The organism is Paraburkholderia nodosa DSM 21604, assembly GCF_000519185.1.
GTDB lineage: Bacteria > Pseudomonadota > Gammaproteobacteria > Burkholderiales > Burkholderiaceae > Paraburkholderia > Paraburkholderia nodosa.
The window spans coordinates 253,974-278,914 of record NZ_JAFA01000008.1 but is presented as its reverse complement, the minus strand read 5'-3'; the positions used below and the strand labels follow the sequence as shown (position 1 = coordinate 278,914).

Genomic DNA, 24,941 nt, shown 5'->3' with positions numbered 1-24,941 from the left:
ATCAGTGCATGATCTGCAGATAGCGCTCGCCGAACGCCTGCTGCTGCGCCGCCATCTTCGCGAAGTCCACGGGTTTTGCGCGCGCATAGTCGCTCGCGGGCAGGAACTTCGAGGCCGCTTCCGGCGAGAGCGCGCTCGCGCGCACCGGGCGCAGGTAGGCATTGGCCCAGAGCTTCTGGCCTTCGTCGGAGAGCACGAAGTCGAGCACCTTCTTGCCGTTCGCTTCGTGCGGACCGTTCTTCACGAGGCTCATCACGTAGGGCACCGAAATCGTGCCTTCCTTGGGGATCACGAACTCGACGTTCGCGTGGTCCTTGTACTTGGCGCGGTAGGCGTCGAAGTCGTAGTCGAGCAGGATCGGAATCTCACCCGAAAGCACGCGCGCGTAGGCGGTCTGCTTCGGCACGATCGGCTGGTTCGCCTTGAGCTTGCCGAACCATTCGAAAGCGGGCTGGAAGTTGTCGAGCGTGCCGCCCAACGCGAGGTTCACGGCCACCGCGCCCGCATACCCCACGAAGGCGCTCGACGGATCGAGGTAGCCGACCATGCCCTTGTACTCGGGCTTGAGAAGATCGGCCCACGAACGCGGTACCGGCTTGCCTTCGAGCGCGTCCTTGTTGACGAAGAAGCCGAGCGTGCCCGAGTGGATGGCGAACCAGTAGCCTTGCGGGTCCTTCAGGTCGGCCGGAATGTCGTTCCAGTGCGCGGGCTTGTACGGCGTGATCACGCCCTTGTCCTTCGCCTGGAACGCCGAAGACACGCCTAGGTAGACGACGTCGGCGACCGGGCTCTTCTGCTCGGCCATCAGTTGTGCGATGGATTGGCCGGAATTCTTGTTGTCGAACGGCACGCGAATGCCAGTCTCTTTCTGGATCGCCTGAATCTGGCTCGCCCAGTCTGCCCATTCGGGCGGGCAGTTGTAGCAGATTGCGGTTTGGTCGGCCTGTGCCGAAAGCGGCGCGGCAAATCCAGCGACGAGGGCGGCGGCGCTCGCGGCGAGCGGCAGCGCACGGGAGAAGCGGGGCAAGCGGGTCAAGCGCCGCACGGGCGCGGCTAGCGCGCGCAGGGCGGCGCGCACGGGCACAAGCGAAAGCGGGCCGGCAAAGGCGAAGCGGCTGGTCACGGCAGGTCTCCAGGTCGGTTGCGAGAGCGTTCTGGTGGATGAGGGCCGCGTGCGTGCGCGGTCCGGATTATTTGGCTTGTTTGGCTGGTTCGGTTTGTTCTTCAGACGCGCCACGGACTCACGGGAGCGCGCCGCCGAGTTCGAGGTCGCGATCGATCGCGCTCCCACGCGCGCCGAGCGGCGCGTGCGCGATCGCCGCGATGGTGCCGCCCGCGCGCAAGGTGTGCGGCAGCGTATTGGCGAGCGGCCCCGCGTACTGGCCGCCGATGCGCGCCATCAGGCATTGCCACGCTTCGCGTCCGATCTCGCGGTTCGGCGTGCCGATGCTCGCAAGCGGCGGCGCGAGCAGTTCGCCCATCGCGAGGCCGTCGAAGCCGAGAATCGACATGTCCTGCGGCACGCGCAGACGGGCGCGGCGCAGTCCGCGCATCACGACCATCGCCAGCAGGTCGTTACTGCAGAAGAGGGCCGTGGGGCGCGCGGGTCCGCTCGTCAGATGCGCGAGCACCGAAGGCGCGAGTTCCTGCGCGTTGAAATCGATTTCGAGGGCCGGCGCGGGCGTGAGGCCGGCCTGCTGCATCGCGAGGGCATAGCCAGCGTGGCGCTGGCGCGCGCGGTCGGAGGCGGCCAACGTGCCGGCCAGCATGAGAATGCGGCGATGACCATGCGCGATGAGCATGCGCACGCCGTCGCAGGCGGCCTTGTGGTTGTCCACCGATACCGAAGGGCGCCGCTTCGTATCGTTGTGCATCAGCACGTAGAGCGGGCCGTCCGCGTCGAGTTCGTCGAGCAGCGGGTGCGTGTCGGCGTCGGCGACGGTCAGGATCAGGCCCTCGACACGTTGCGCGCGCAACGTCTCGATCGCATGACGCTCGCGATCGGCGTCGTATTGCGTGGTCATCAGCATGAGGCGAAAGCCCTGCGCCGAGGCGAGTTCGTCGATGCCCTGCAGGCACTCCGCGAACACCGGATTGGCGAGCGTGGGCAGCACCACGCCGATCAGACGCGTGCGCTCGCCGCGCAACTGGCGGCCGAGCGGGTTCGGGCGGAACTTCAGCGCGTCGATCGCTTCACGCACCCGCGCGAGCGTGATGGGGTTGACCGTGTGAGGCGCATTGATCGCGCGTGACACGGTGGCGATCGAGAATCCGGCGTGTGCGGCGACATCCTTGATGGTTGGCGTCATGCGAGCGGCCCCGGCGTCGTTTGTAAACGTTTTCGATGGGGCCGATTATGAAAAACGCGTATGACCGGCAGATGACGGATGCGGTCCCCGGTTGCGCCTTTGGGACCCGCGCCGGGCAATGGTAGAATCGCGTCCGCCCTGCCGGGGTGATGAAATTGGTAAACATAGCGGACTTAAAAAACGATTGAGTGCCCGACCGGAAACGGCCGGTGCAGAACCCCTCAAATTCGGCGAACCCCCTGGGCCTTGAAGCGCGTTGCGCGCGAGGCGCCGAGGCAACGCCGAGCCAAGCCGGCTGCCGCGCAAAGCGGTGGTCAGGAAGGTGTAGAGACTAGACGGGGGGCGCCTAAGGCCAGGCGCGGCGTGAGATACGCGGCGCTTAAGCGACGGCGAAGGCATAGTCCAGCGCACGAACGCGCGTCCAGGCAGGGACGCGAGGCGTCGAAAGACGTGGTGTGATGAAAATCCGCCGCCTAACGGCTTGCCGGTTCGAGTCCGGTCCCCGGCACCAGATGTTGTTCCAGTGGTTGTTCCAGCGAATTCCGCTGGATTCCGGAAACCCGCGATGGCTTGACGCTTCGCGGGTTTTTTATTGGCACGGCTTAATCCGTGCGGGCACACGAAGGGATCTGGCTACGGCGAAGGGGAAAACGGGAGAGGGCGGGAAAAAACCGCAGCAGCCGCGCAGAATGGCGGCGCGAGGATCGGTCGGGCGCTGCGCCGCAACAAGGCGCTTGCGCCCTCAACGATTACCGATCTTCCCGGTGAGTGGATTGATCAGCCTTGCGAATCCGAACAAGGCCGCGATGCCAAAGGGGCAGGCGATGAAGAATGCGGTCAACATGACTCGGCCCTGAACGTAACAAAATGTATCGTCAGTTTAGCGCGGTCATGCGGTTTGGGTATCGGGGTGAACGACAACAAACTATTGCGCTAACGCGAGCAATTTGGTCTGCAACAGGGCGCTAACGGGCTGCAACGCCCGGTTGACGCGGATGAGCGAGAAGACTGTGCGGCCCCCATCAGATGCAGTCGAAGATTACTTCTACTGTCTGGGACGTCACGCCGCGCAGGCCTTCGCTGTGGATCTCGACCGTGTGCAGCTGTTTCTTCTGTTTTTCGCAGTAGTCTTCGGCTTCGCTGAGCCCGGCTGCGCGCACGTGGTTCCACGAAACCAGATCCCAGCGCGCGCGGCTCGTGACGGTGAGATGCCCATCCTGTCTCGAATTGACGGCCGTCACCGATGTGCACGCCGCCAGCATGCTGACTCCAAACAACAGGATGCAACCTTTCATAGATTCTCCGTGGTCCGCGAGCATTCTCGCCGCCAACCCGGGGAATTGGCAACCCGCAGCGGTGCGCTTCGGCGCGCCAGGCTTGTTTGATGCAGTGGAACGCTGCCGTGCCGTAAGGCGCCTTCACGAACGGCCGCACGCGCAGCGCGGGCTCCGAATCGATGAGTGGACCGCGTCGACGCAGCAGGCGGCGCGTGAATTTACCGGTGCCAGCGCCCAGGTCGACGACTGTCGCACCCGAGGCGAAGGCCGGGGGCGTCGCGCAGCGAGGCGTTCACTTCGGGCGGGTAATCGGGGCGGCCGCGGCCAGGGTGGTCCGCGGCGGCGGGCGTGTAGCCCGGTTCGGCCGGGTGATGTACGGCGTTGCGCGGGTTGGCCATGAGCGCGCTCCCGCGGTAGGTCCGCGAGCGCGCCTGGCACCACACGCTGCGCCGTTGAACGGCGCTCGCGCCGCGAAACACGTCCAGGCGGTCGCGGCGCGCAGGGCGTTCAGTCGTGGGCGATCAGGTCGCCGACTTGACCCTGGCCCGAAACGAGACAGGAAGAGAGGAAGTTTTCGCCCTGGGCGCTCGCGCCGCGTTCGCCGAATCCGCGCACGAGTGCTTCGGCCTTGACGAGTGCGGAGCCCTGGGCACAGGTAAGCGAGCCAGCCTCGTGAGCCTGCACACGTGTCATGGCACGATTCGCGAGGAGGAGGGCGAGGACGATGACAACACCAACATTGAATGCCTGTCTCATGATTTCGTCTCCTTGTGCATTGAGACTATCTCAGCCGTTCGGCGTCCGAATCCAGGAGTTTCCCGGCGATGCACTGCAGCACATGTGGCGCGCAAAAACCCGCTTTCATGCGCTCTGCGTAATGCTTCGGCATCCTTCGCTTGGACCCCACGCACCGCTGCGCCTTGAGCAGCGCGGCACGGTAAAAAAGCGCCCGTACGCAGGATGGGGCGCTGCGTCGCAACAATGCCGCGACGCGTCAGATCCGACGTCTGCTAACAAATGTAGCCCTGTTGTGCGGCGAGCCGGACGTGGCACATCGACACGGTGTGTTTTTGCACAACGAGCCGTCTTGGCAGGGCGCCGATCCGGGTGTGCTCAACTTGCCTTGAAATGTGCGAGGGCTTCCTGCAAGATCGACGTCCGATCCCTTTTTTTCTGTGCGAGGTGAACCCATGCAGTTGATCGGCATGATGGACTCCCCCTATGTGCGTCGCGTCGCGATTTCGCTCCATGTGCTGGGGCTCGAGTTCGAGCACCGCAGCATTTCGGTATTTCGGCAGTACGACGAATTTGCTCAGATCAATCCCGTCGTGAAGGCGCCGACGTTCATCGACGACGACGGCACCCAGTTGATCGACTCGACGCTGATCCTCGACTACCTGGATCGCAAAGTGCCCGCCGCGCAGCGGCTCATGCCGGAGGAGACGCAGGAGCGGACCTTCGCGCTGCGCGTGAACGGTTTCGCGCTCGCGGCCATGGAAAAGACGGTGCAGCAGGTCTATGAGCGCCAGTTGCGCCCCGCCGAGCGCCAGCACGAGCCGTGGTTCGAGCGCGTGAACGCCCAGATGCACGCGGCCTGGGCCGTGCTCGACCAGCTCGTGGCGGGCCGCGACGGCTGGCTGTGCGCGGGCCGCATCACGCAAGCGGACATCACCGCGGCCGTCGCGTGGCGTTTCAACCAGTACATGCTGCCCGGCTGCGCTGATCCCGCCCGATATCCGGCGATTGCCGCGCTTTCCGCGCACGCCGAGACGCTGCCGGCATTCGTTGCCACGCCCCTCGACTGAAGCGCCTCCGCACGGCCGGGATTCGCGCAAAGCACCGTTTGGCGCGGCCGCGCGCAATGCCCGGCCGGCACGCCGCCGCCCCCCTGCCTCCGCATTCGGGTCGATTGTTTGCGATTTTCGACAAGTGACTTCGCGGACGGCCCATTTATCGGCGCACGCTGCATTCCTAAAATGACAACCATTGAATGACCTTGCGTCAGTAGGACGCGGGGCATGCAGCGGGAGCGGTCATGAAATCCTTTATCGAACGACAGTTATATCAGCCAGCATTGGTCCTGCCGATGGTGGACCTGATGCAGCTGATGGTGTCGCACGACTTCAACATGGGGCAAGTCGGGCTGATGATGGCGACGCGCGGCGCGCGCGCCGCCTTCCTGCGCTCGCGCGAACTCTGGAACGCGGGCCACGGAGAATGTGCGCCGACCGATTGCGTGCACTGATTGTGTATTGATTGCAAGCACCTGGTTTCCCCAAACTTTAACGACTGAGTCTCCCGTTACAGATTCACCGAACGCCTGACGCAAGCGCGCCCGGCGTTCGCCGATCCCCCTGACGCGCAGCGGCTTCGCCCGTTTGCTGTTGTGACGTCACCCTGTGAGCCGCCTCGACGTGTGAGGCGGCTCTTTTTTTGCGCCTGCGCTCCCCTTCGCAATACACGCCGATACGGACCCGATACGCGGAACCACGCTGCGCGCGGTGGCCATTCGTCGCGCGTAAGATGGCGCGATCGGCCGCCTTTCGCGACCCGCGGCTCAATTCGCGTCAACGGCAAAGGAGAGCGGCATGGCACAACGTTTCGATGCGATCGTGATCGGCACGGGGCAGAGCGGCCCGCCTCTCGCGGTGCGGCTTGGCAAGAGCGGCCGCAAGACCGCGGTGATCGAGCGCGCGTCATTCGGCGGGACCTGCGTGAACGTGGGTTGCACGCCGACCAAGGCGTATGTCGCCTGCGCGCGTGCCGCCCACGTTGCGCGCCATGCGGCGGACTTCGGCGTGCAAATCGGCAAGGGCGCGCAGCCGGGCGACGTGCGCGTCGATCTCGCGTTCGTTAAGGCGCGCAAGGAGCGCATCATCGGGGCGTCGCGCGATGGCGTCGAGCAATGGCTGCGCCATGCGCCGAACGTCACCGTGTTCAGAGGGCACGCGCGCTTCACCGGCGCGCACGCGGTGCGCGTTGCTACTCACGACGGCGCGCAGGTGGATCTCGAAGCGCCCGCGATCTTCATCAACACGGGCACGCGCGCGCAGATTCCTGCCATTCCAGGCGTCGAAACGATCCGCTACGAAACCAACTCGACGCTGCTTGCGCTGGAGCAACTGCCCGAGCATCTGGCGATCTGCGGCGGCAGCTACGTGGCGCTCGAATTCGCGCAGATGTTCCGCCGCTTCGGCAGCCGCGTGACGGTGCTCGTGCGCGGTCAGCGCGTGCTCGCGCGCGAGGACGAGGATTATTCGCGCGCGGTCCTGGACGTGCTCGCACGCGAAGGCGTGGATTTTCGCTTCGGTGCAGAGCCTCGCAGCGTCGCGCCGCTGGATGGCCAGGCGGGCGTGCGCATCGCGCTCGACAGCGGTCCGCTCGACGTTTCGCATCTGCTCTTCGCGACCGGCCGCCTGCCGAACACGGACGATCTGGGGCTGGACGCCGCGGGCATCGAGCGCGACGCGCACGGGCTCATCGCCGTGGACGGCCAGTTGCGCACGCGCGTGCAGGGCATCTGGGCGCTCGGCGACGTGAATGGCCGCGGCGCGTTCACGCATACTTCATACGACGACTTTCAGATCGTCGCGGCGAATCTGCTGGACGGCAAAGTGCGCAGTGCCGACACGCGCATTCCCGCCTACGCGGTGTACGTCGACCCGCCGCTTGCGCGCGTCGGCATGAGCGAGCGCGAAGTGCGCGAGCGCGGCAAACCCGCGCTCATGGCCACGATGCCTATGTCGCGCGTGGGCCGCGCGCGCGAACGCGGCGAGACGGACGGCTTCATGAAGGCGCTGGTAGACCCGCAGACGCAACGTATTCTCGGCGCGGCGATCTTCGGCATCGAGGGCGACGAGGCGATCCACACGTTCATCGACACGATGACGGCCGACGCGCCCTACACGACGCTGCAGTATGCGATGCACATCCACCCGACCGTGAGCGAGCTGGTGCCGACCTTGCTCGACGGCCTGAAACCTCTTGAATGAGCGCATTTGCATGAACGAACTGAACACGGCCGCATTCGGCAATCTCTTCGCAGGCATTCATCACGACGCCAATGACGAGCGCATCGACACGCTCGTTTCGCGCGGCGGGGTGCTGATCGAGCGCATCGTCTCCACGGGCCAGGCGAGCCCGCCGGGTTTCTGGTACGACGACGCGCGCGAGGAGTGGGTGGCGCTTCTTGCCGGCGCGGCGACGCTGGAATTCGAGGACCCGGCAGCGCCGCCGCGACGCCTGCTGCCCGGCGACTACGTGCACATCCCGGCGCACTGCCGTCATCGTGTGTCGTGGACCGATCCGACCGTGCCGAGCGTGTGGCTCGCGGTGTATGTCGGCGCGGCGCCAGGGGAGGGCGACGGCGAGGCATGAGCGCGGCGATAATCGGCAGTATTCAACCAAAAAGCAACGCCATGTCCGCGAAACATCCGCCGCTTCCGCTACGTATTGCACTGGTGTCCGACACGCACAATCTACTGCGTCCGGAGCTGCTCGCCTTCGTCGAGGGCGCGGACGCCATCGTGCATGCGGGCGACATCTGCGGTCAACGCGTGCTCGATGCGCTCGCGGCCATCGCGCCGCTCACCGCCGTGCGCGGCAACAACGATCATGGCGCGTGGGCCGAGGCGTTGCCGGTGCAGACCACCGTCGCGCTGGCTGGGGTCCGGCTTGCGGTGGTCCACGAACTGCGCGACCTGCAGGGCGATCCTGCAGCCGATGGCATTGCTGTGGTCGTGAGCGGGCATTCGCACAAGCCCGCGCTCGAAACGCGCGAGGGCGTGCTGTACGTGAACCCTGGCAGCGCGGGGCCGCGCCGCTTCAAGTTGCCGATCTCGGCGGCGATCCTGACGATCGGCAGCACGGGCGCACTGGACGTCGAGCACGTCAATCTCGTCGAATAGCACTAAGCGAGCGCGCGAGAAAAAAGGCCAGCACGAAGCTGGCCTTTTTGCGTTTCAGTGGTGCCTTATCAGGCGCGCACGGCGTTGGCGACCGCGTATTCCTCGTCGAGTTCGCGCGCGAGACGCACCCCGCGCAGCACCGCGTGCGCTTCCGCCTTGGTGCTCACGCTCGGCGCCGAGCCCGGCAGCGGGCGGCGCGCCGTTTCATGCAGCGCCAGCACCGAGATGATGCCGATCACCGCCGCGCCCATCAGGTAGTACGCGGGCATCATGAGGTTCTGCGTGTGCGCGACGAGCCATGCCGCCACGAGCGGCGTGGTACCGCCGAACAGCGACACCGACACGTTGAAGCCGATCGCGAGCGCGCCATAGCGGATCGCGGTCGGGAACAGCGCCGGCAGCGCCGAGGGCATCACGCCCGTGAAGCACGAGAGCAGCGCGCCGAGAATCAGGAGGCCGAAAAACACCGGCACGAGCGCGCCCGTCTGGATCAGCGTGAGCGACGGGATCGACAACAGGATCAGGCCCACGCAGCCCGCGAGCATCACCGGCTTGCGGCCCACGGCGTCGGAGAGACGGCCGAACGCGAGCGTCATCGGCATCATGAGCACCATCACGATCAGCACGAGGAAGAGGCCGTGCGTCTCGTTGAAGTGCAGCGTTGCCGAGAGGTAGCTCGGCAGGTACGACAGCGCCATGTAGTCGGTCACGTTGAAGATCAGCACGAGACCCACGCACAGCAGGAAGGGGCGCAGATGCTGCGTGAGAAGCGAATGCAGCGTGAGCTTCGGGCGCGTGTGCTCTTCGGCTTCGCGCAGTTCCGCTTCGCGCTTGAACGCGGGCGTTTCTTCGAGCTTCGTGCGGATATAGAGACCCACGAGGCCGAGCGGACCCGCGATCATGAACGGCACGCGCCAGCCCCAGTCGAGCAGCTGCTGGTGCGAGAGCGCGGCGGTCAGCACGGCAACCGTGCCCGCGCCGAACACATAGCCGATCAGCGTGCCGAACTCGAGGAAGCTGCCCATGAAGCCGCGGCGCTTGTCGGTGGCGAATTCGGCGATGAAGGTCGCCGCGCCGCCGTATTCGCCACCGGTCGAGAAGCCCTGCACCAGGCGCGCCACGAGCAGCAGCGCGGGCGCGGCAATGCCGATCGACTTGTACGAGGGAATCAGGCCGATGGCGAAGGTGCCGCAGGCCATCATGATCATCGTCATCGCGAGCACGCGCTGGCGGCCGATGCGGTCGCCGAGCGGCCCGAACACCATGCCGCCGATCGGGCGCACGACGAACGCGGCCGCGAACGTGCCGAACGTGGCGATGAGCTGCGCCGAAGGGCTGCTCGACGGGAAGAACACCTGGCCGAGCGTGACGGCGATGTAGCTGTACACGCCGAAGTCGAACCATTCCATGGCGTTGCCGAGCGCCATGGCGCCGACGGCGCGTTTGAGGAGGCTTTTATCGACGATCGTGATGTCGTCGAGGGTAAGGTCGGTCTGGGCCGACGAGCCGGAAGTGGAAGCGGTCAAGGTCTGCATCTCCAATGACTGCGACGAACCCACGAGGGCTCGCCACGGTTGCCGGAGAGTACCGTTTCGCGATAGCGGCGACATTTCGCGCACGGCTCGCCGCGTGACGTCAGGGACGAGGGCGGGCCGATGGTGCATCGCACAAGGCGAGCGGCGCACGAAAGCAATGCTGAAGTGTCGCGAAACGACACTCGGACAAATTGTGTTTAACGTTGCGCCTGCGTGGCCGTGGAAGGGGGGCAGGACGCATGAGGACGCTGGACCGGCACGAGGTGCCTGGGGTTGCCTGGTCAAAGCGCCGCTGAAACGAAAAAGAAGCCCGCGTGGCGGAGCGTTCCTTTTGTCATATGCGCATTCGGGATAATGGCGTTTTGGGGTGCCGTGCCGAATGCAATTGATGGCTAATGCCTGTTGAACGAGGCCACATGTTAGCACGATAACGGAAGATCGCGCAAACCCCGGTATCTGCGGGGATTCGGGGCGCGGGCTGGAAGCCCCATGTGGCGGGGGATTGCGCCGTTTCGGTGGAACCGCTTCCGCGGCCTGGAAAGCGCATGAAGCGCATAAAAAAACCGCGCCGGGGGCGCGGTTTTTGCAGTGCAATCTGCTGTGTTTGTGCGCCTCAGGGACAGATCCCGGGCGCGCACCGCAAGGCGTTAGCCTTCGGTCGGCGGCACGTAGCCCGAAGCCTGGTCGGCACCTTCGCCGAAGAAGAACTTCTCGGTCTGCTTCATCAGGTACTGGCGCGCGCGCGGATCGGCCATGTTCAGCCGGTTTTCGTTGATGAGCATGGTCTGCTGCTTGAGCCACTGCTGCCATGCCTCTTTCGAGACGTTTTCGTAGATGCGCTTGCCGAGCTCGCCCGGCAGCGGCGGAAAGTCGAGGCCTTCGGCTTCCTTGCCGAGCTTCGCGCATTGGATCATACGGGCCATGCTGTGCTTCTCCTGTAGTCGTATGTGTGGGTGGCGGCGCGCTCAGAGCTGCTTCATCAGCACGAGCGATTTGCGCTGCCAGTTATAGAGGCGGCGGCGGTCTTCGGGCAGATCGTCCACCGTTGCCTTGACGAAGCCGCGCTTCAGGAACCAGTGTTCGGTGCGCGTGGTGAGCACGAAAATGCGTGTGAGGCCGCGCGCCCGTGCGCGCTGCTCGATGCGGCGCAAGAGGCGTTCGCCGTCGCCGGAGCCTTGTGCTTCGGGCGAGACCGTGAGACACGCCATTTCGCCGATACGCTCCTGCGAATACGCGTAAAGCGCCGCGCAGCCGAACAGCACGCCATCGTGCTCGATCACCGAGAAGTGGTCGATGTCGCGCTCGATCTGGTGACGCCCGCGCCGCACGAGCGTGCCGTCGGTTTCGAGCGGCTCGATCAGCGTGAGAATGCCGCCGACGTCGTCAGGCGTGGCTTCGCGCAGGCTTTCCAGATTCTCGTAAGAGATCATGGTGCCCACGCCGTCGTGCAGGAACAGTTCGAGCAGCAAGCCGCCGTCGAGTGCGTAGGGAATGATGTGCGCACGGCCCACGCCGCCGCGGCACGCGCGAATGGAGTGCTTCAGATAGAAGCCTTCGTCGCCGAGCACGGTGCCGCCTTCTTGCAGCTTGTAGGCGTCGTCGAGCGACATTTCGCGGATCAGCTCGCCTTCCTCGTCGATCAGGCCCTGCGTTTCCGTAAGGAAGACGATCTTGTCGGCGCGCAGCGCGATGGCTGCCGCCGAGGCGACGTCTTCCATCGACAGATTGAACGCCTCGCCCGTGGGCGAAAAACCGAGCGGCGAGAGCAGCACGAGCTTGCGGCTCGCGAGCGAGTGGCGGATCGAATCGGCGTCGATCTTGCGCACGACGCCCGTGTGCTGGAAGTCCACGCCGTCGAGAATGCCGACCGGCCGCGCTGTCACGAAGTTGCCCGACACCACGCTGATGTGCGCGTGCGCCATGGGCGTGTTCGGCAGACCCTGGCTGATCGCCGCCTCGATATCGAGACGTACTTCACCGGCCGCTTCCTTCGCCGATTCGAGCGCGCGGGCATTGGTGATGCGCATGCCATGCGAGAACTCGGATTCGACGCCATGCAGGCTCATCTGCTCCTCGACCTGAGGGCGCGAACCGTGCACGAGCACGATCTGGATGCCCATGGCCTGCAAGAGCGCGATGTCGGCAACGAGCGCGTTGAGCAGGTTCTGGTGTACGACCTCGCCGCCGAAACCGACGACGAAAGTCTTGCCCTGGAACGCGTGGATGTAGGGCGCGACCGATCGCATCCAGTCGACGAACTGCGCGTGCTGCGCGATGAGCTGCGAAGCGGAATCCGCAGCGGCCGTGGATGCCGGCGTGCTGCCGGTGGCGGGGACGAGGTCGGTTTGGGAATTCATGCCCGGGATTATAATGCGCCCCCATGTCGAATGTACCCAAAAGACCTGCCTCGGCGCAGGGCAGCAACACCCCGGCCGGGAAGGAAACGGCGCAGGACGGCGCGAAAGCGAAAAGCGCGTCGCAGAAGTATGGCGACGGGCAAAAGCTCGCGTCGACGGACAAGCTTGGCGCGCTGATAGGCGGCGGCGCGCTGGGCGGCGCGCGCGTGCAGGACAAGCGCGCGGAGCAGACGCAACCGCAGACGCAGCAGCAGACGCCGCCGCGCGCGGAGCAGCGCCCAGATCAGCGCCCTGAGCAGGGAGGCGAAACGAAGGCCGCGCCGCAGTCACAATCTCCATCGCGAGGCGAACCGCGTACGGAGCGCCGCGCCGCGCAGCCGGCCAAGCCACGCGAGGTGCGCGACGATCAACGCCCGGCGCAGCGAAACGCGCCGCGAGACCGCTCCAACGAATCGGGCGAGGGGCGCGCCGAGGCGCCGCGCAATCAACCGCCGCGCGCGCAGCAACCCCCGAAGCAGGCGAAGCCGCAGAACCCGCCGAATCCGCAGCGACCCGCAAAGCCGAAATCGGAACACGCGCCGCGCCCCGGCAACGAAGGCGAACGTGAACGTGATCGCGCGCCGCGCGCCGAACGCCAGGAGCGTCCGCCGCGTGCACCGCGCACGAACGTCGAGCCGAACAAGGTGCCGCCCATCACGTTCCCCGAAGCGCTGCCGGTCTCCGGCCGACGTGAGGAAATCGCACGTGCGATTGCCCAGAATCAGGTCGTGATCGTGAGCGGCGAAACGGGCTCGGGCAAGACCACGCAGTTGCCGAAGATCGCGCTCGCGCTGGGCCGCGGCCTCGGCGCGGGCGGCACGGGATTGATCGGCCATACGCAGCCGCGCCGGATCGCGGCTTCGGCCACGGCGCGGCGCATCGCCGACGAACTCAGTACGCCGTTCGGCGAAGTGGTCGGCTACAAGGTGCGCTTCACCGACAATCTCTCGCCGGGCGCCTCGGTCAAGCTCATGACCGACGGCATTTTGCTCGCGGAGACGCAAACCGATCCGCTGCTCAAGGCCTACGACACCATCATCATCGACGAGGCGCACGAGCGCAGCCTGAACATCGACTTCCTGCTCGGCTATCTGAAGGAGATTCTGCCGCACCGGCCCGACCTCAAGCTGATCGTGACTTCGGCGACCATCGACGCCGATCGCTTCGCGCGCCACTTCGGCAGCGAGGAAAAGCCCGCGCCGGTGATCGAGGTGAGCGGGCGGCTGTATCCCGTCGAGGTGCGCTATCGCCCGGTGCAGGAAGACAGCCCGGCGGTGAAGAACGCGCAGGGCACGACGGGCCGCGAAAAAGGCGCGAAGTCGCAACGCGATACCGATCGCGACCTGATGGAAGCGATCGTCGATGCCGTCGACGAACTCTGCCGCGAAGGCTCGGGCGACGTGCTGGTGTTCCTGCCCGGCGAGCGCGAAATCCGCGACGCGGCCGAGGCGCTGCGCAAGCATCATCCGCCGCACACGGAAATCCTGCCGCTGTTCGCACGGCTTTCCGCGCAGGAGCAGGAGCGCGTATTCAAGCCGTCGAACGCGCGCCGCATCGTGCTCGCGACCAATGTGGCCGAAACGTCGCTTACAGTGCCGGGCATCCGCTACGTGGTCGATACGGGCCTCGCGCGCGTGAAGCGCTATTCGTATCGCAACAAGGTCGAGCAGTTGCAGATCGAGTCGATTGCACAGGCGGCGGCGAGCCAGCGCGCGGGCCGTTGCGGGCGTGTCGCGGACGGCATCTGCATCCGGCTTTACGAGGAAGCGGATTTCATCGCGCGGCCGCGCTTCTCCGATCCGGAAATCCTGCGCTCGTCGCTCGCTGCCGTGATTCTGCGCATGAAGTCGCTGCATCTCACGGCGATCGAGACGTTCCCGTTCATCGAGCCGCCGCCGGGCCGCGCGATCGCCGACGGCTACCAGCTGCTCAACGAACTCGGCGCCGTGGACGACGACAACGCGCTCACGCCGCTCGGCCGCGAACTCGCGCGCCTGCCGCTCGATCCGCGCGTGGGCCGCATGATTCTCGGCGCGCGCGACGAGCAGGCGCTGCGCGAAGTGCTCATCATCGCGAGCGCGCTTTCGGTGCAGGATCCGCGCGACCGGCCGATCGAGGCGCAGGAGCAGGCGGACCAGGCGCATCGCCGTTTTGCCGACGAGCGCTCCGAGTTTCTCCAGTGGCTCAAGATCTGGGCCTGGTTCGAGGAGGCCGTCGCGCACAAGAAGTCCAACCGGCAGCTGCTCGATGCCTGCCGCGCGAATTTCCTGTCGCACCTGCGTCTGCGCGAATGGCGCGACGTGCATTCGCAATTGCTGACCGTGGTGCGCGAGCATGGCTGGCGCATCAACGAAGCGGATGCAACCTACGAGCAGATCCATCACTCGCTGCTCACGGGCCTGCTCGGCAATATCGGCCTGAAGGCCGACGACGAGCCGCATTACCTCGGCGCGCGCGGCATCAAATTCCATCTGTGGCCGGGCTCGGCGCTCGTGAAGAAGGCGGGGCGCTGGGTGGTGGCGGCCGAACTCGTCGAAACGAGCCGCCTCTACGCGCGCTGCATCGCGAAGATCGAGCCCGAGTGGCTGGAGAAGGTTGGCGCGCATTTGCTGAAGAAGTCGCTCTCCGAGCCGCATTGGGAAAAACGCGCGGCGCAGGTGAGCGCGTTCGAGCGCGGGGTGCTGTATGGCCTGACGGTGTATCAACGCCGGCGCGTGGCGTTCGGCAAGCAGGACCCGGCCCGTGCGCGCGAACTCTTTATTCGCGGCGCGCTCGTGGAAGGCGAATTCGACACGAAGCTCGCGTTCTTCGCGCACAACCGCAAGCTGCTCGCCGATATCGAGCAACTGGAACACAAGTCGCGCCGCCAGGACGTGCTGGTCGACGATGAGCTGATCTACGGCTTCTACGATCAGGCGATTCCCGAAGGCATTTACTCGGGGGCGTCGTTCGAGCGCTGGTATCGCGACGAGGTGAGGAAGGGCGGCCAGCCCGAGGACAAGCTGCGTCTTTTGTACCTCTCTCGCGACGACCTGATGCGCCACGAAGCAGCGGGCGTGACGACCGAGCTGTTCCCGAAGCGCATGACGATGTCGGGCGTGGCGATGGCGCTCACGTATCACTTCGAGCCGGGCTCGCCGCGCGACGGCGTGACGCTCGCGGTGCCGCTCTACGCGCTCAACCAGGTCGATGCGCGCCGCTGCGAATGGCTCGTGCCGGGTATGCTCAAGGAGAAGGCGCAACTGCTCCTGAAGTCGCTGCCGCAGAAACTGCGCCGCCACTGCGTGCCGCTGCCCGAGTACGCGGCCGGCTTCGCGGAGCGCGTGGGCGGCGAGCGTTTCGGTGCGGGCGGGCTCATGGAAGCGCTGATCGCCGACGTGCGCGAGCAAAAGCAGATCGCCCTGAAGTCCGCCGATTTCAAGCTGGAGACGCTGCCCGCGCACCTCTTCATGAACTTCAAGGTGATCGACGAGCATGGTCGCCAGCTCGCGATGGGCCGCAACCTCGCGCAACTGCGCGCCGAACTCGGCGCGCAGGCGCAGCAGCAGTTTCAGAAGCTTGCGAGCGCGACTGCGCTCGCCGCGCTGGAAACGCATGCGCAGGGCGGTGAGGTAACTCAGAACGCCCAGGTCGAGCGCGTCGCAAACCACCACGCGCCGCAAAAGACCAACGCGCCGCATACGCTCGCGCCGGGTGACGCAACGCCCGCCACGGCGCTCTACGAAAACCTCACGACGTGGAATTTCGGCAAGCTGCCCGAGCTGCTGGAAATCCGCCGCGGCGGACAGACGCTGTTCGGCTATCCGGCGCTCGTCGATCGCGGCACCCATTGCGACGTCGAAGTGTTCGATTCGCCGGAGGAGGCCGCGCGCATCCATCGCGCGGGGCTGCGCCGGCTCTTCGCGCTGCAGCTGCGCGAGCCGATCCGCTACCTGGAGAAGAACCTGCCGGGTCTGCGCGAGATGGCGATGCAGTTCATGGCGCGCGCCACGCAGGAGGAACTGCGCGACCAGCTGGTCGAACTCGCGCTCGACCGCGCCTGCCTGCAAGACCCGCTGCCCGACGACGACGCGAGCTTCCACGCACGCAAGGACGAAGGCCGCGGACGTCTCTCGCTGCTCGCGCAGGAAATCGCGCGTCTGGTGGGGCAGATTCTCGCGGAGTACGCGTCGTTGGCCAAGAAGCTCGTGCAGGCCAAGGCCTTCGGCGCGCCGGGGGCGGACATGCAGGCGCAGGTCGACGCGCTCATCAGCAAGCGCTTCATTCTGGAGACGCCCTATGCGCAGCTCGTGCATTTCCCGCGCTACTTGAAGGGCGTCGCGCTGCGTATCGACAAGCTGCGCGCCGACCCCGCGCGCGACGCGCGCCAGGCCGCGGAATTCCAGCCGCTCGCGCAGCAGTATCAGCGCGCGCTCTCGCAGCGCGGCGGCGTGTTCGATCCGCGTCTTTCGGAGTTCCGCTGGCTGCTCGAAGAGCTGCGCATCTCGCTCTTCGCGCAGGAATTGCGCACGCCGATGCCGGTTTCGGTCAAGCGCCTCCACAAGGTATGGGAATCGATGCAGCGATAAGGCGCATTACGGGCCATAACAGTTGTTCGAATTGTTCGAAAAAGGGGCGCTTAATTGCGCCCCTTGCATATTTCAAGGGCCCTACGTCAACCTTGCGTGCGGGTAGACGTTCTACAATCACGAATCTGCCCGGGAACGATTCTTCATGTCGAACAACAACACCTTTAGCCGCGTCGCCGCCAAGGCCGCAACGTTTGCGCTCGCTTGCGCAGCGACGCTTGCCACCTTCGCCTCCACGGCCGCTTACGCGAACAACATCATCGTCCTGAATTCGGGCGAAGCCACGCTGAGCCTCATCGACGACAAGACGCACGAAGTCGTCGGCACCGTGCCCACGGGCAAGGAACCGCACCACCTGTTTCCCACGCCGGACAACACCTCGCTGATCGTCGCGAACTCGGTGTCGAACAACCTCCTGTTCGTCGATCCGAAAACCGGCAAGCCGCAGCGCTGGGTCGAAAACGTCGAAGACCCGTACCAGCTCGGCTTCTCGCCCGACCGCAAGTGGTTCGTCACCACGGGCCTGCGCCTCGACCGCCTCGACATCTACAACTACGCTGGCGGCAGCAACATCACGCTCGCCAAACGCCTGCCGCTCTCGGCCATGCCGAGCCACCTGGCGTTCACGAACGACAGCCGCACCGTGTTCGTTTCGCTGCAGGTCTCGGGCGAAATCGCGGCGGTCGATCTGCCGACGCAGAAGCTGCTCTGGAAGATGAAGGTCGGTGCCGCACCGGCAGGCCTGTGGCTCACGCCCGGCGACAAGTACCTGCTCATCGGCATGACGGGCGCCGACTACGTGGCGGTGGTGGACTGGCGCAACCAGAAGATCGTCAAGACGATCCAGGTGGGCAAGGCCGCGCACAACTTCCGCTCGCTCGTGGACGGCCGCCACGTGCTGGTGTCGAGCCGTGTGGCGAACGTCATCAGCATCATCGACGAGGACACCCTCGAAAAGACCGGCGAGATCAGCGGCCTGATGCCCGGCCCCGACGACATGGAGCTGACCGCCGACAAGCGCTACCTGTGGGTGACGTTCCGTTTCGCGAAGCACATCGGCCTCATCGACATGCAAACCCGGAAGCTCATCAAGACCATCGCTGTGGGCCGCTCGCCGCATGGCATCTACTTCTACGATCGCGCGCCCGTCACGGCGCCGAACGGGGCTTAAAGCAACGGGGCGCGCGCATGGATACGGTGGCGTCGTTGCTGGCCTTCGTCGCGCACGCGGGGCAGTCCGTGGTCGCGTCGGCAGACGACCTCGTCTCCTGGCTGCAAACGCTCCTCTACATCAACGTCATTCAGCCGCTGCTCTTCCGCGTCGGCATGATGAACGTGGATGAAGACACCTACGACGCGCTGTACTGGGTGATCGTGGGCCTGCTCGAAGTGGGCCTGATGTACACGCTGCTGCGCCCGCTCGAAGCGCTCGTGCCCGCGGAGAAGTGGCGCGACCGCAAGGGTGTGGGCGTCGATGCGCTCTACACGTGGGTCACGCGCCTCGGCATTCTGAACCTGCTGTTCTTCTTCACGATGCAGCCGTTCTTCGACCGTGCGCAGAGCGCGCTGCGGCTCATGGGCGTGAAGACGGTGGATCTCGACAATCTCTGGCCGGGTGTGACCACGCAGCCGCTCGTGGCGTTCGCGATCTACCTCGTGGTGCTCGACTTCTTCAGCTACTGGTATCACCGGCTTTCGCATCGCTACGGCATCTGGTGGGAGCTGCACGCCGTGCATCACAGCCAGCGCAAGATGTCGCTCTGGTGCGATGACCGCAACCACCTGCTCGACGTGATCGGACAATCATGCATGTTCGCCGCCGTGGCGCTCGTCATCGGGGTGCCGCCCGCGCAGTTCGTTGTGCTCGTCGCGCTCACGAACTTCGTGCAGAGCGTGCAGCACGCCAACATCCGCGTGCATTTCGGCTGGCTCGGCGAGCGGCTCGTGGTGAGCCCGCGTTTTCACCGCCGCCATCACGCCATCGGCTATGGCCACGAAGGCACCCACTATGGCTGCAACTTCGGCGTGCTGTTTCCCTGGTGGGACATGATGTTCGGCAGCGCGTCGTTCAATCGCGAGATCGAGCCCACGGGCATTCGCGACCAGCTCGAAGGCGCGCGCTATGGCGAGGGCTTCTGGGCGCAGCAGGGTTATGCGTTCACCCGCATCGCGCGGCGCCTGCGTTCGCGCGCCCATGCTGCCACTGGCGCGCCAGCCGAGGCGCGCGACGACGCCACCGTGACCTGAGCGCCGGCGCGGCGCCCTTGCGCTTCCTCGCACCCGTCTTACCCGCCGTACGCGCGGTGGTTTATGCTGTCGGCTTGGTCGCACCGATTTCGCCGACACCGTGTTCTCTACCTGTCCTTTTCGCCGTATTCCGCTCGCATGAATGACCTGTTGCGCTCGTTCGGACGCGCGCTCGCGAGCGTGTTCCATCCCGCCATGCTGCTCCTCACCTTCGTGCCATTTCTCGTGGCGGCGGCGGTGTGGGGCGCCGTGCTCTATGTGTTCTGGCAGCCGCTGCTCGACCTCATGCGCGGCGCGCTCGCGAACTGGTCGTCGACGACCTATCTCTATCATCTATTCGACGCGCTCGGCTTCGGCTGGCTGCGTGCGACGATCGCGCCGTTTCTCGTCATCATCCTGACGATTCCGCTCATCGTGATCTCGGTTCTGCTGCTGATCGTCGCGATTTCGATGCCGCGCGTGATTCGCCATCTTTCGAAGCGCCAGTACGGGATGCTCGAAATGCGGCGCGGCGGCAGCTGGTACGGCAGCCTGTTCTATGCGCTTGCCACGACCCTCGTCTGCCTGATCGTGATGATCGTGACGCTGCCGCTGTGGCTCATTCCACCGTTCTTCGCGCTCATTCCGCCGCTCTTGTGGGGCTGGCTCACGTATCGGGTGATGACCTACGACGCGCTCGCGCTGCACGCAAGCGTGGAGGAGCGCCGCGCGCTGGTGCGCAGCCACCGCCTGCCGCTGCTCGTGATCGGCGTGGTGAGCGGACTGCTGGGCTCGCTGCCCACGGCGATCTGGGCCGTATCAGCGTGGCTGCTGCTGTTCTTCCCGGTGCTGGCGGCGGTGACCATCTGGATCTATGCGTTCATTCTGGTGTTCACGGCGCTCTGGTTCGGACACTACTGCCTGCGCGCGCTTCAGCGCATGCGCGCTCACGAAGTGCAGCAGGCGTCCGGCGACGTGACGATCGTGCACTAACGCTTAATCATCAAGACAATCCAACGAGGCGACCCATGGCATTTGGCGTCATCATCATCGGCGACGAGATTCTCTCGGGGCGCCGCTCCGACAAGCATCTGCCGAAGGTCATCGAACTGCTCGGCGCGCGCGGCCTCTCGCTCGAGTGGGCCCAGTACGTGGGCGACGACCCCGAGCGCATCACCGAAACGTTGCGGCGCTCGTTCGCTTCGGGCGACATCGTGTTCTCGACGGGCGGCATCGGCGCGACGCCGGACGACCACACTCGCCAGTGCGCCGCAGCGGCGCTGGGCGTGCCGCTCGCGTTGCACCCCGACGCCGAAGCGGCGATCCGCGAGCGCATCCGCGACATGCACACGGGCGCCGATCCCGTGAACTACCAGTCACCCGAGAACCTGCACCGCTTCCAGATGGGCACGTTCCCGCAGGGCTGCGAGATCATCCCGAACGGCTACAACAAGATTCCGGGCTTTTCGATTCGCGATCATTACTTCGTGCCCGGTTTCCCCGTGATGGCCTGGCCGATGATCGAGTGGGTGCTCGACACGAAGTACGCACACCTGCATCACCAGACGCCGCACGCCGAGAAGTCGCTGCTCGTGTTCGAGCTGCCGGAGTCGACGCTCACGCCGCTCATGGAGCGCATCGAGCGCGATTTTCAGGGCGTGCGGGTGTTCAGCCTGCCGAGCGTGGGCGATACGGAGCGCGGCGGTATTTATGCGCGCCGGCACATCGATCTGGGCGTGAAGGGCGAGCCCGAAGCCGTGGCGGCGGCATTCGTGAAGCTGCGCGAAGGCGTGCACGAGCTGGGCGGCGATGTGGTCGAGCCGGCGGCGCCGGGCTAAGGCTCGCCCGATCGCGAGCGCCGCAGTGGGCCGCGCGCCGGTTTTTGAATCAGCGTGTGAAGGTGCGCCGCGTACGCCTGTAGGGCAGGCGGCGCATCATCGGCGTGTCACACCGGGCGCTCAGAGTGGCCCGTCAGGTTGGAGCGCAGCGGTCTTAGGCGCCGATCCACGGCAGGCCTCGGAAGCACCAGCCGGTGACGGTCTTGCGGTGCCCCTGGCCGTCCTTGTCGCCTTCGAAGCCTTCGAGCAGGTCATAGGCCTTCGTGAAGCCGGCCTTTGCGGCCTCGATGGCGGCGAGCTTGGAGCGCGCGGCGCTGCGGCACAGGAACAGCACGGGCGCGTCGGCTTCCACGGCGCTCTTGAGCTGGGTGAGGAACTCGGCGTTGGGCACGCCGCCCGGATAGCGGGTCCATTCGATGTGCGAATATTGGCCGTCGCCCACGACGGGACGGCCGACCCAGTCGAGTTCAGCGCGCGTGCGCACGTCGACGAGGCGCGCACGCGGGTCGAGTTGCAGAAGCTCGAATGCCTCTGCGGGCGATACCGCGCCCGCGTAGGGCAGCTGGTTCTCGACGCGGCGCTTCTCCGCTTGGGCGTACAACTGTTCGAGCGTACTCATGACAACGGATCTCCTGTTTCGCGTTGGACCAAAAAACCATTCTAGCGCGCGGGGACGGAGCGGGTAGGACGGTCCGGGACAAGGCGAAACCGTATCAGCGCGATGCTTGGGCCGGTACAAAGGGCGGGATGCATTGAAATGGTGCATAAGAGGTGTTTTGCACCATAATGAAGAGAGATTCGCGCGCCAAATTCGGGAGTGCACGAATTTGGTGCCGATGAGCCGCCACGCTGGCGGCTCCACCAAAGCGCGGCGCACGATTTTTGACTCCAAGTGCGTGTCGCGAAAGGGTTTTGCGCCACGTTGGCGCATGCATGGCACGGAAGCTGCTTTATACGTCTCGATCGATTCGCAGCCGGCCAGCCGAGGTCAAGCAGGACAGACCTGGGAAGGAGGCGGCCGGCGGGGATCAACAAGATTGGGACGGCGGCAGCGTTCGCCGAAATCGTTAATCAGGAGAATAGGTTATGAGTAAATCCGTGGCCGACGTCATGCAACTCGTCAAGGACGAAGACGTCAAGTTTGTCGACTTCCGCTTCACGGACACGCGCGGCAAGGAGCAGCACGTTTCGGTTCCGCTGTCGGCATTCGACGAAGACAAGTTCGAGTCGGGTCATGCGTTTGACGGTTCGTCGATCGCCGGCTGGAAGGGCATCGAAGCCTCGGACATGCTGCTCGTGCCGGACCCGAACACGGCCTTCATCGACCCGTTCTACGAAGAATCGACGCTCGTGCTGACCTGCGACGTGGTCGAGCCGGCCGACGGCAAGGGCTACGAGCGCGACCCGCGTTCGCTCGCCAAGCGCGCTGAGGCCTACCTGAAGAGCACGGGCCTGGGCGACACCGCCTTCTTCGGTCCGGAGCCGGAATTCTTCATTTTCGATTCGATCCAGTGGAACACGGATCAGTCGGGCTGCTTCGTGAAGATCGGCTCGGATGAAGCACCGTGGTCGTCGGGCCGCGAAATCGAAGGCGGCAACACGGGTCACCGTCCGGGCACGAAGGGCGGCTACTTCCCGGTCGCGCCGGTCGACACGTTCCAGGACATCCGCTCGGAAATGTGTCTGCTGCTCGAGCAGATCGGCATCCCGGTCGAAGTGCACCACCACGAAGTGGCGGGCCAGGGCCAGAACGAAATCGGCACGAAGTTCTCGACGCTGGTTCAGCGCGCGGACTGGACGCAGCAACTGAAGTACATCGTCCACAACGTGGCGCACACGTACGGCAAGACGGCGACGTTCATGCCGAAGCCGGTCGTCGGCGACAACGGTTCGGGCATGCACGTTCACCAGTCGATCTGGAAGGACGGCCAGAACCTGTTCGCGGGTAATGGCTACGCAGGTCTGTCGGAATTCGCGCTGTTCTACATCGGCGGCATCATCAAGCACGCTCGCGCGCTGAACGCCATCACGAACCCGGGCACGAACTCGTACAAGCGTCTCGTTCCGCACTTCGAAGCGCCGGTCAAGCTCGCTTACTCGGCACGCAACCGTTCGGCATCGATCCGTATTCCGCACGTGTCGAACCCGAAGGGCCGCCGTATCGAAACGCGCTTCCCGGATCCGCTCGCCAACCCGTACCTGTGCTTCTCGGCACTGATGATGGCAGGTCTGGACGGCGTGCAGAACAAGATCCACCCGGGCGAAGCCGCCGACAAGAACCTGTACGACCTGCCGCCGGAAGAGGATGCAAAGATCCCGACCGTTTGCGCCGGCCTCGACCAGGCGCTCGACGCGCTCGACAAGGATCGCGAGTTCCTGACGCGCGGTGGTGTGTTCACCGACGGCATGATCGACGCGTACCTCGCGCTCAAGGAAAGCGAACTGCAACGCGTGCGTATGACCACGCACCCGGTCGAGTTCGAACTGTACTACTCGCTGTAATTGGCGATGGCGCTTCGCTGCACGCTACACAGCGAAGCGCCGGTTCAGTTTCTTCGACTCGCAGGACGCGTGCGCGTTGGGTCTCCAAGGGACGGCGGTGCCGTCCCTTTTTCGTTGGGCCGCCTTGTCGCTTGTCGACGAGGCGTATTGACCCGCTTGTTGACCAGCGTATTGACCAGAATTAACGACCAGGACCGTTGCTGGTGCGCCGCATGGCGGCCGGCCTGAAACATGGTGCTCAAGAATCTGATCAAGGCAAGAAAGGGCCACGCCGAACCGCTCTCCGACGACGCGCCGCTCGTCGAGTCGGGCCTGTTGCCCGGCTTCGAGGCGCTGCCCACGGTCGTGCTCGTGCTCGACAAGCGCACGCTGCGTGTCGCCTTCGCGAATCCTTCGGCGGAGGCGATGCTCGATCTCTCGCGCCGTCAACTCGCGCAGATGGCGTGGTCCGATCTCTTCTCGAATGCGGACGAACTGCTCTCGACGATCGCATCGATCGCCGAGCATCGCTTTCACGCGACGCGGCTCGACGCTTCGCTGGAACGCCCCGGACGCGAACCGCTGAACGTGCATGCGGTCGTGGGTTTTCTCGAAAGCTCGCCCGATTACGTGCTGCTCGAACTCTTCGAGAACGAGCGGCACCTGCGCAGCGACCGCGAGGAGCGCATTCACGACCTCACCGCGGTGAACAAGCATCTGATCCGCAATCTCGCGCACGAGATCAAGAACCCGCTCGGCGGTATTCGCGGCGCGGCGCAGCTGCTCGAATTCGAACTCGGCGCGCTGGAGCGCGACGAACTGCGCGAGTACACGCAGGTGATCATCAAGGAGTCGGACCGCCTGCAGACGCTCGTCGACCGGCTGCTGGAGCCGCACCGGCATCCGCATATCGTCGGTGACGTGAATATTCACGAAGTGTGCGAGCGCGTGCGCGCCGTGATCCTCGCGGAATTTCCGCGCGGCCTCACCATCGAGCGCGACTACGACGTGAGCGTGCCCGACCTGCGCGGCGACAAGGAGCAGTTGATCCAGGCACTGCTGAACATCGTGCGCAATGCGGCGCAGGCGCTGCGCGAGCGCATTTCGCAGGGCGACGCGCGCATTGAATTGCGCACGCGCATTGCGCGCAAGGTCACGATTTCCAAACGCTTGTGCAAGCTGGCACTGGACTTGCATATCACTGACAACGGACCCGGCATTCCCGAGGATATTCGCGACCGCATCTTCTATCCGCTCGTCTCCGGACGCGAGGATGGCAGCGGTCTCGGCCTCACGCTCGCGCAGACGTTCGTGCAGCAGCACGACGGACTCATCGAAGTGGATAGCCGGCCGGGCCACACCGAGTTTCAGATATTGCTGCCGCTCGATAGTTGAATCGATAGC

Annotated in this window: 20 protein-coding genes; 12 read left to right on the top strand and 8 right to left on the bottom strand. The window is 65.3% G+C overall.

What is annotated here, in order from left to right:
- Window position 1: 1 nt before the first annotated feature.
- From A3CW_RS0114450 to A3CW_RS0114435, 4 genes are all read right to left on the bottom strand, one after another.
- On the bottom strand, window positions 2-1,045 hold the full coding sequence (locus A3CW_RS0114450; RefSeq protein ID WP_154677946.1) for an ABC transporter substrate-binding protein: 1,044 nt from the start codon (window positions 1,043-1,045) through the stop codon (window positions 2-4).
- A 196-nt stretch (window positions 1,046-1,241) separates the two neighbouring features.
- Window positions 1,242-2,309: a LacI family DNA-binding transcriptional regulator gene (locus A3CW_RS0114445; protein WP_028204217.1), complete on the bottom strand. Its 1,068-nt coding sequence runs from the start codon at window positions 2,307-2,309 to the stop codon at window positions 1,242-1,244.
- A 1,022-nt stretch (window positions 2,310-3,331) separates the two neighbouring features.
- The gene (locus A3CW_RS0114440; RefSeq protein WP_245623636.1) at window positions 3,332-3,628 is read right to left on the bottom strand and encodes a hypothetical protein; all 297 of its coding nucleotides are present in this window, start codon (window positions 3,626-3,628) and stop codon (window positions 3,332-3,334) included.
- 465 nt (window positions 3,629-4,093) lie between these two features.
- Window positions 4,094-4,342, bottom strand: coding sequence for a hypothetical protein (locus A3CW_RS0114435; protein WP_028204215.1), 249 nt, complete (start codon window positions 4,340-4,342; stop codon window positions 4,094-4,096).
- Between the two features lie 434 nt (window positions 4,343-4,776).
- Between A3CW_RS0114435 and A3CW_RS0114430 the strand changes: the two genes are divergently transcribed.
- The 5 genes from A3CW_RS0114430 (at window position 4,777) to A3CW_RS0114410 (ending at window position 8,493) form a co-directional block, all read left to right on the top strand.
- Window positions 4,777-5,391 (top strand): glutathione S-transferase family protein, encoded by a 615-nt coding sequence (locus A3CW_RS0114430; protein WP_028204214.1) that lies wholly within the window; start codon window positions 4,777-4,779, stop codon window positions 5,389-5,391.
- Between the two features lie 230 nt (window positions 5,392-5,621).
- The gene (locus A3CW_RS0114425) at window positions 5,622-5,831 is read left to right on the top strand and encodes a hypothetical protein (RefSeq protein WP_028204213.1); all 210 of its coding nucleotides are present in this window, start codon (window positions 5,622-5,624) and stop codon (window positions 5,829-5,831) included.
- A 343-nt stretch (window positions 5,832-6,174) separates the two neighbouring features.
- The gene (locus tag A3CW_RS0114420) at window positions 6,175-7,578 is read left to right on the top strand and encodes an FAD-containing oxidoreductase (RefSeq protein ID WP_028204212.1); all 1,404 of its coding nucleotides are present in this window, start codon (window positions 6,175-6,177) and stop codon (window positions 7,576-7,578) included.
- 10 nt (window positions 7,579-7,588) lie between these two features.
- The gene (locus A3CW_RS46265) at window positions 7,589-7,963 is read left to right on the top strand and encodes a cupin domain-containing protein (protein ID WP_028204211.1); all 375 of its coding nucleotides are present in this window, start codon (window positions 7,589-7,591) and stop codon (window positions 7,961-7,963) included.
- A gap of 41 nt (window positions 7,964-8,004) precedes the next feature.
- Window positions 8,005-8,493: a metallophosphoesterase family protein gene (locus A3CW_RS0114410; protein ID WP_028204210.1), complete on the top strand. Its 489-nt coding sequence runs from the start codon at window positions 8,005-8,007 to the stop codon at window positions 8,491-8,493.
- 68 nt (window positions 8,494-8,561) lie between these two features.
- On the opposite strand, the gene proP is transcribed toward A3CW_RS0114410, so the two are convergent.
- From proP to argA, 3 genes are all read right to left on the bottom strand, one after another.
- On the bottom strand, window positions 8,562-10,019 hold the full coding sequence (proP, locus tag A3CW_RS0114405) for a glycine betaine/L-proline transporter ProP (RefSeq protein WP_028204209.1): 1,458 nt from the start codon (window positions 10,017-10,019) through the stop codon (window positions 8,562-8,564).
- Window positions 10,020-10,675: 656 nt separating this feature from the next.
- Complete coding sequence (locus tag A3CW_RS0114400; protein WP_028204208.1) at window positions 10,676-10,951, bottom strand: oxidative damage protection protein; 276 nt, start codon at window positions 10,949-10,951, stop codon at window positions 10,676-10,678.
- Between the two features lie 42 nt (window positions 10,952-10,993).
- Window positions 10,994-12,385 (bottom strand): amino-acid N-acetyltransferase, encoded by a 1,392-nt coding sequence (gene argA, locus A3CW_RS0114395; RefSeq protein WP_028204207.1) that lies wholly within the window; start codon window positions 12,383-12,385, stop codon window positions 10,994-10,996.
- Between the two features lie 23 nt (window positions 12,386-12,408).
- Between argA and hrpA the strand changes: the two genes are divergently transcribed.
- The 5 genes from hrpA (at window position 12,409) to A3CW_RS0114370 (ending at window position 21,056) form a co-directional block, all read left to right on the top strand.
- Window positions 12,409-16,992 carry an ATP-dependent RNA helicase HrpA gene (gene hrpA / locus A3CW_RS0114390; protein ID WP_028204206.1) on the top strand — a complete coding sequence of 1,528 codons (4,584 nt, stop codon included), beginning with the start codon at window positions 12,409-12,411 and terminating at the stop codon, window positions 16,990-16,992.
- A 145-nt stretch (window positions 16,993-17,137) separates the two neighbouring features.
- Window positions 17,138-18,163, top strand: a complete 1,026-nt coding sequence (locus A3CW_RS0114385) for a YVTN family beta-propeller repeat protein (RefSeq protein ID WP_028204205.1) — start codon at window positions 17,138-17,140, stop codon at window positions 18,161-18,163.
- Window positions 18,164-18,180: 17 nt separating this feature from the next.
- Window positions 18,181-19,239 (top strand): sterol desaturase family protein, encoded by a 1,059-nt coding sequence (locus A3CW_RS0114380; RefSeq protein WP_051481455.1) that lies wholly within the window; start codon window positions 18,181-18,183, stop codon window positions 19,237-19,239.
- A gap of 138 nt (window positions 19,240-19,377) precedes the next feature.
- Window positions 19,378-20,211: an EI24 domain-containing protein gene (locus A3CW_RS0114375; RefSeq protein WP_028204203.1), complete on the top strand. Its 834-nt coding sequence runs from the start codon at window positions 19,378-19,380 to the stop codon at window positions 20,209-20,211.
- Window positions 20,212-20,246: 35 nt separating this feature from the next.
- Window positions 20,247-21,056 carry a competence/damage-inducible protein A gene (locus A3CW_RS0114370; protein ID WP_028204202.1) on the top strand — a complete coding sequence of 270 codons (810 nt, stop codon included), beginning with the start codon at window positions 20,247-20,249 and terminating at the stop codon, window positions 21,054-21,056.
- Window positions 21,057-21,210: 154 nt separating this feature from the next.
- On the opposite strand, the gene A3CW_RS0114365 is transcribed toward A3CW_RS0114370, so the two are convergent.
- Window positions 21,211-21,675 (bottom strand): rhodanese-like domain-containing protein, encoded by a 465-nt coding sequence (locus A3CW_RS0114365; protein ID WP_028204201.1) that lies wholly within the window; start codon window positions 21,673-21,675, stop codon window positions 21,211-21,213.
- Between the two features lie 467 nt (window positions 21,676-22,142).
- Between A3CW_RS0114365 and glnA the strand changes: the two genes are divergently transcribed.
- A complete protein-coding gene (gene glnA, locus A3CW_RS0114360; RefSeq protein ID WP_028204200.1) occupies window positions 22,143-23,558 on the top strand; it encodes a type I glutamate--ammonia ligase in 1,416 nt (471 codons plus the stop codon).
- Between the two features lie 231 nt (window positions 23,559-23,789).
- Window positions 23,790-24,932 carry a nitrogen regulation protein NR(II) gene (gene glnL / locus A3CW_RS0114355; protein WP_028204199.1) on the top strand — a complete coding sequence of 381 codons (1,143 nt, stop codon included), beginning with the start codon at window positions 23,790-23,792 and terminating at the stop codon, window positions 24,930-24,932.
- Window positions 24,933-24,941: the final 9 nt, after the last annotated feature.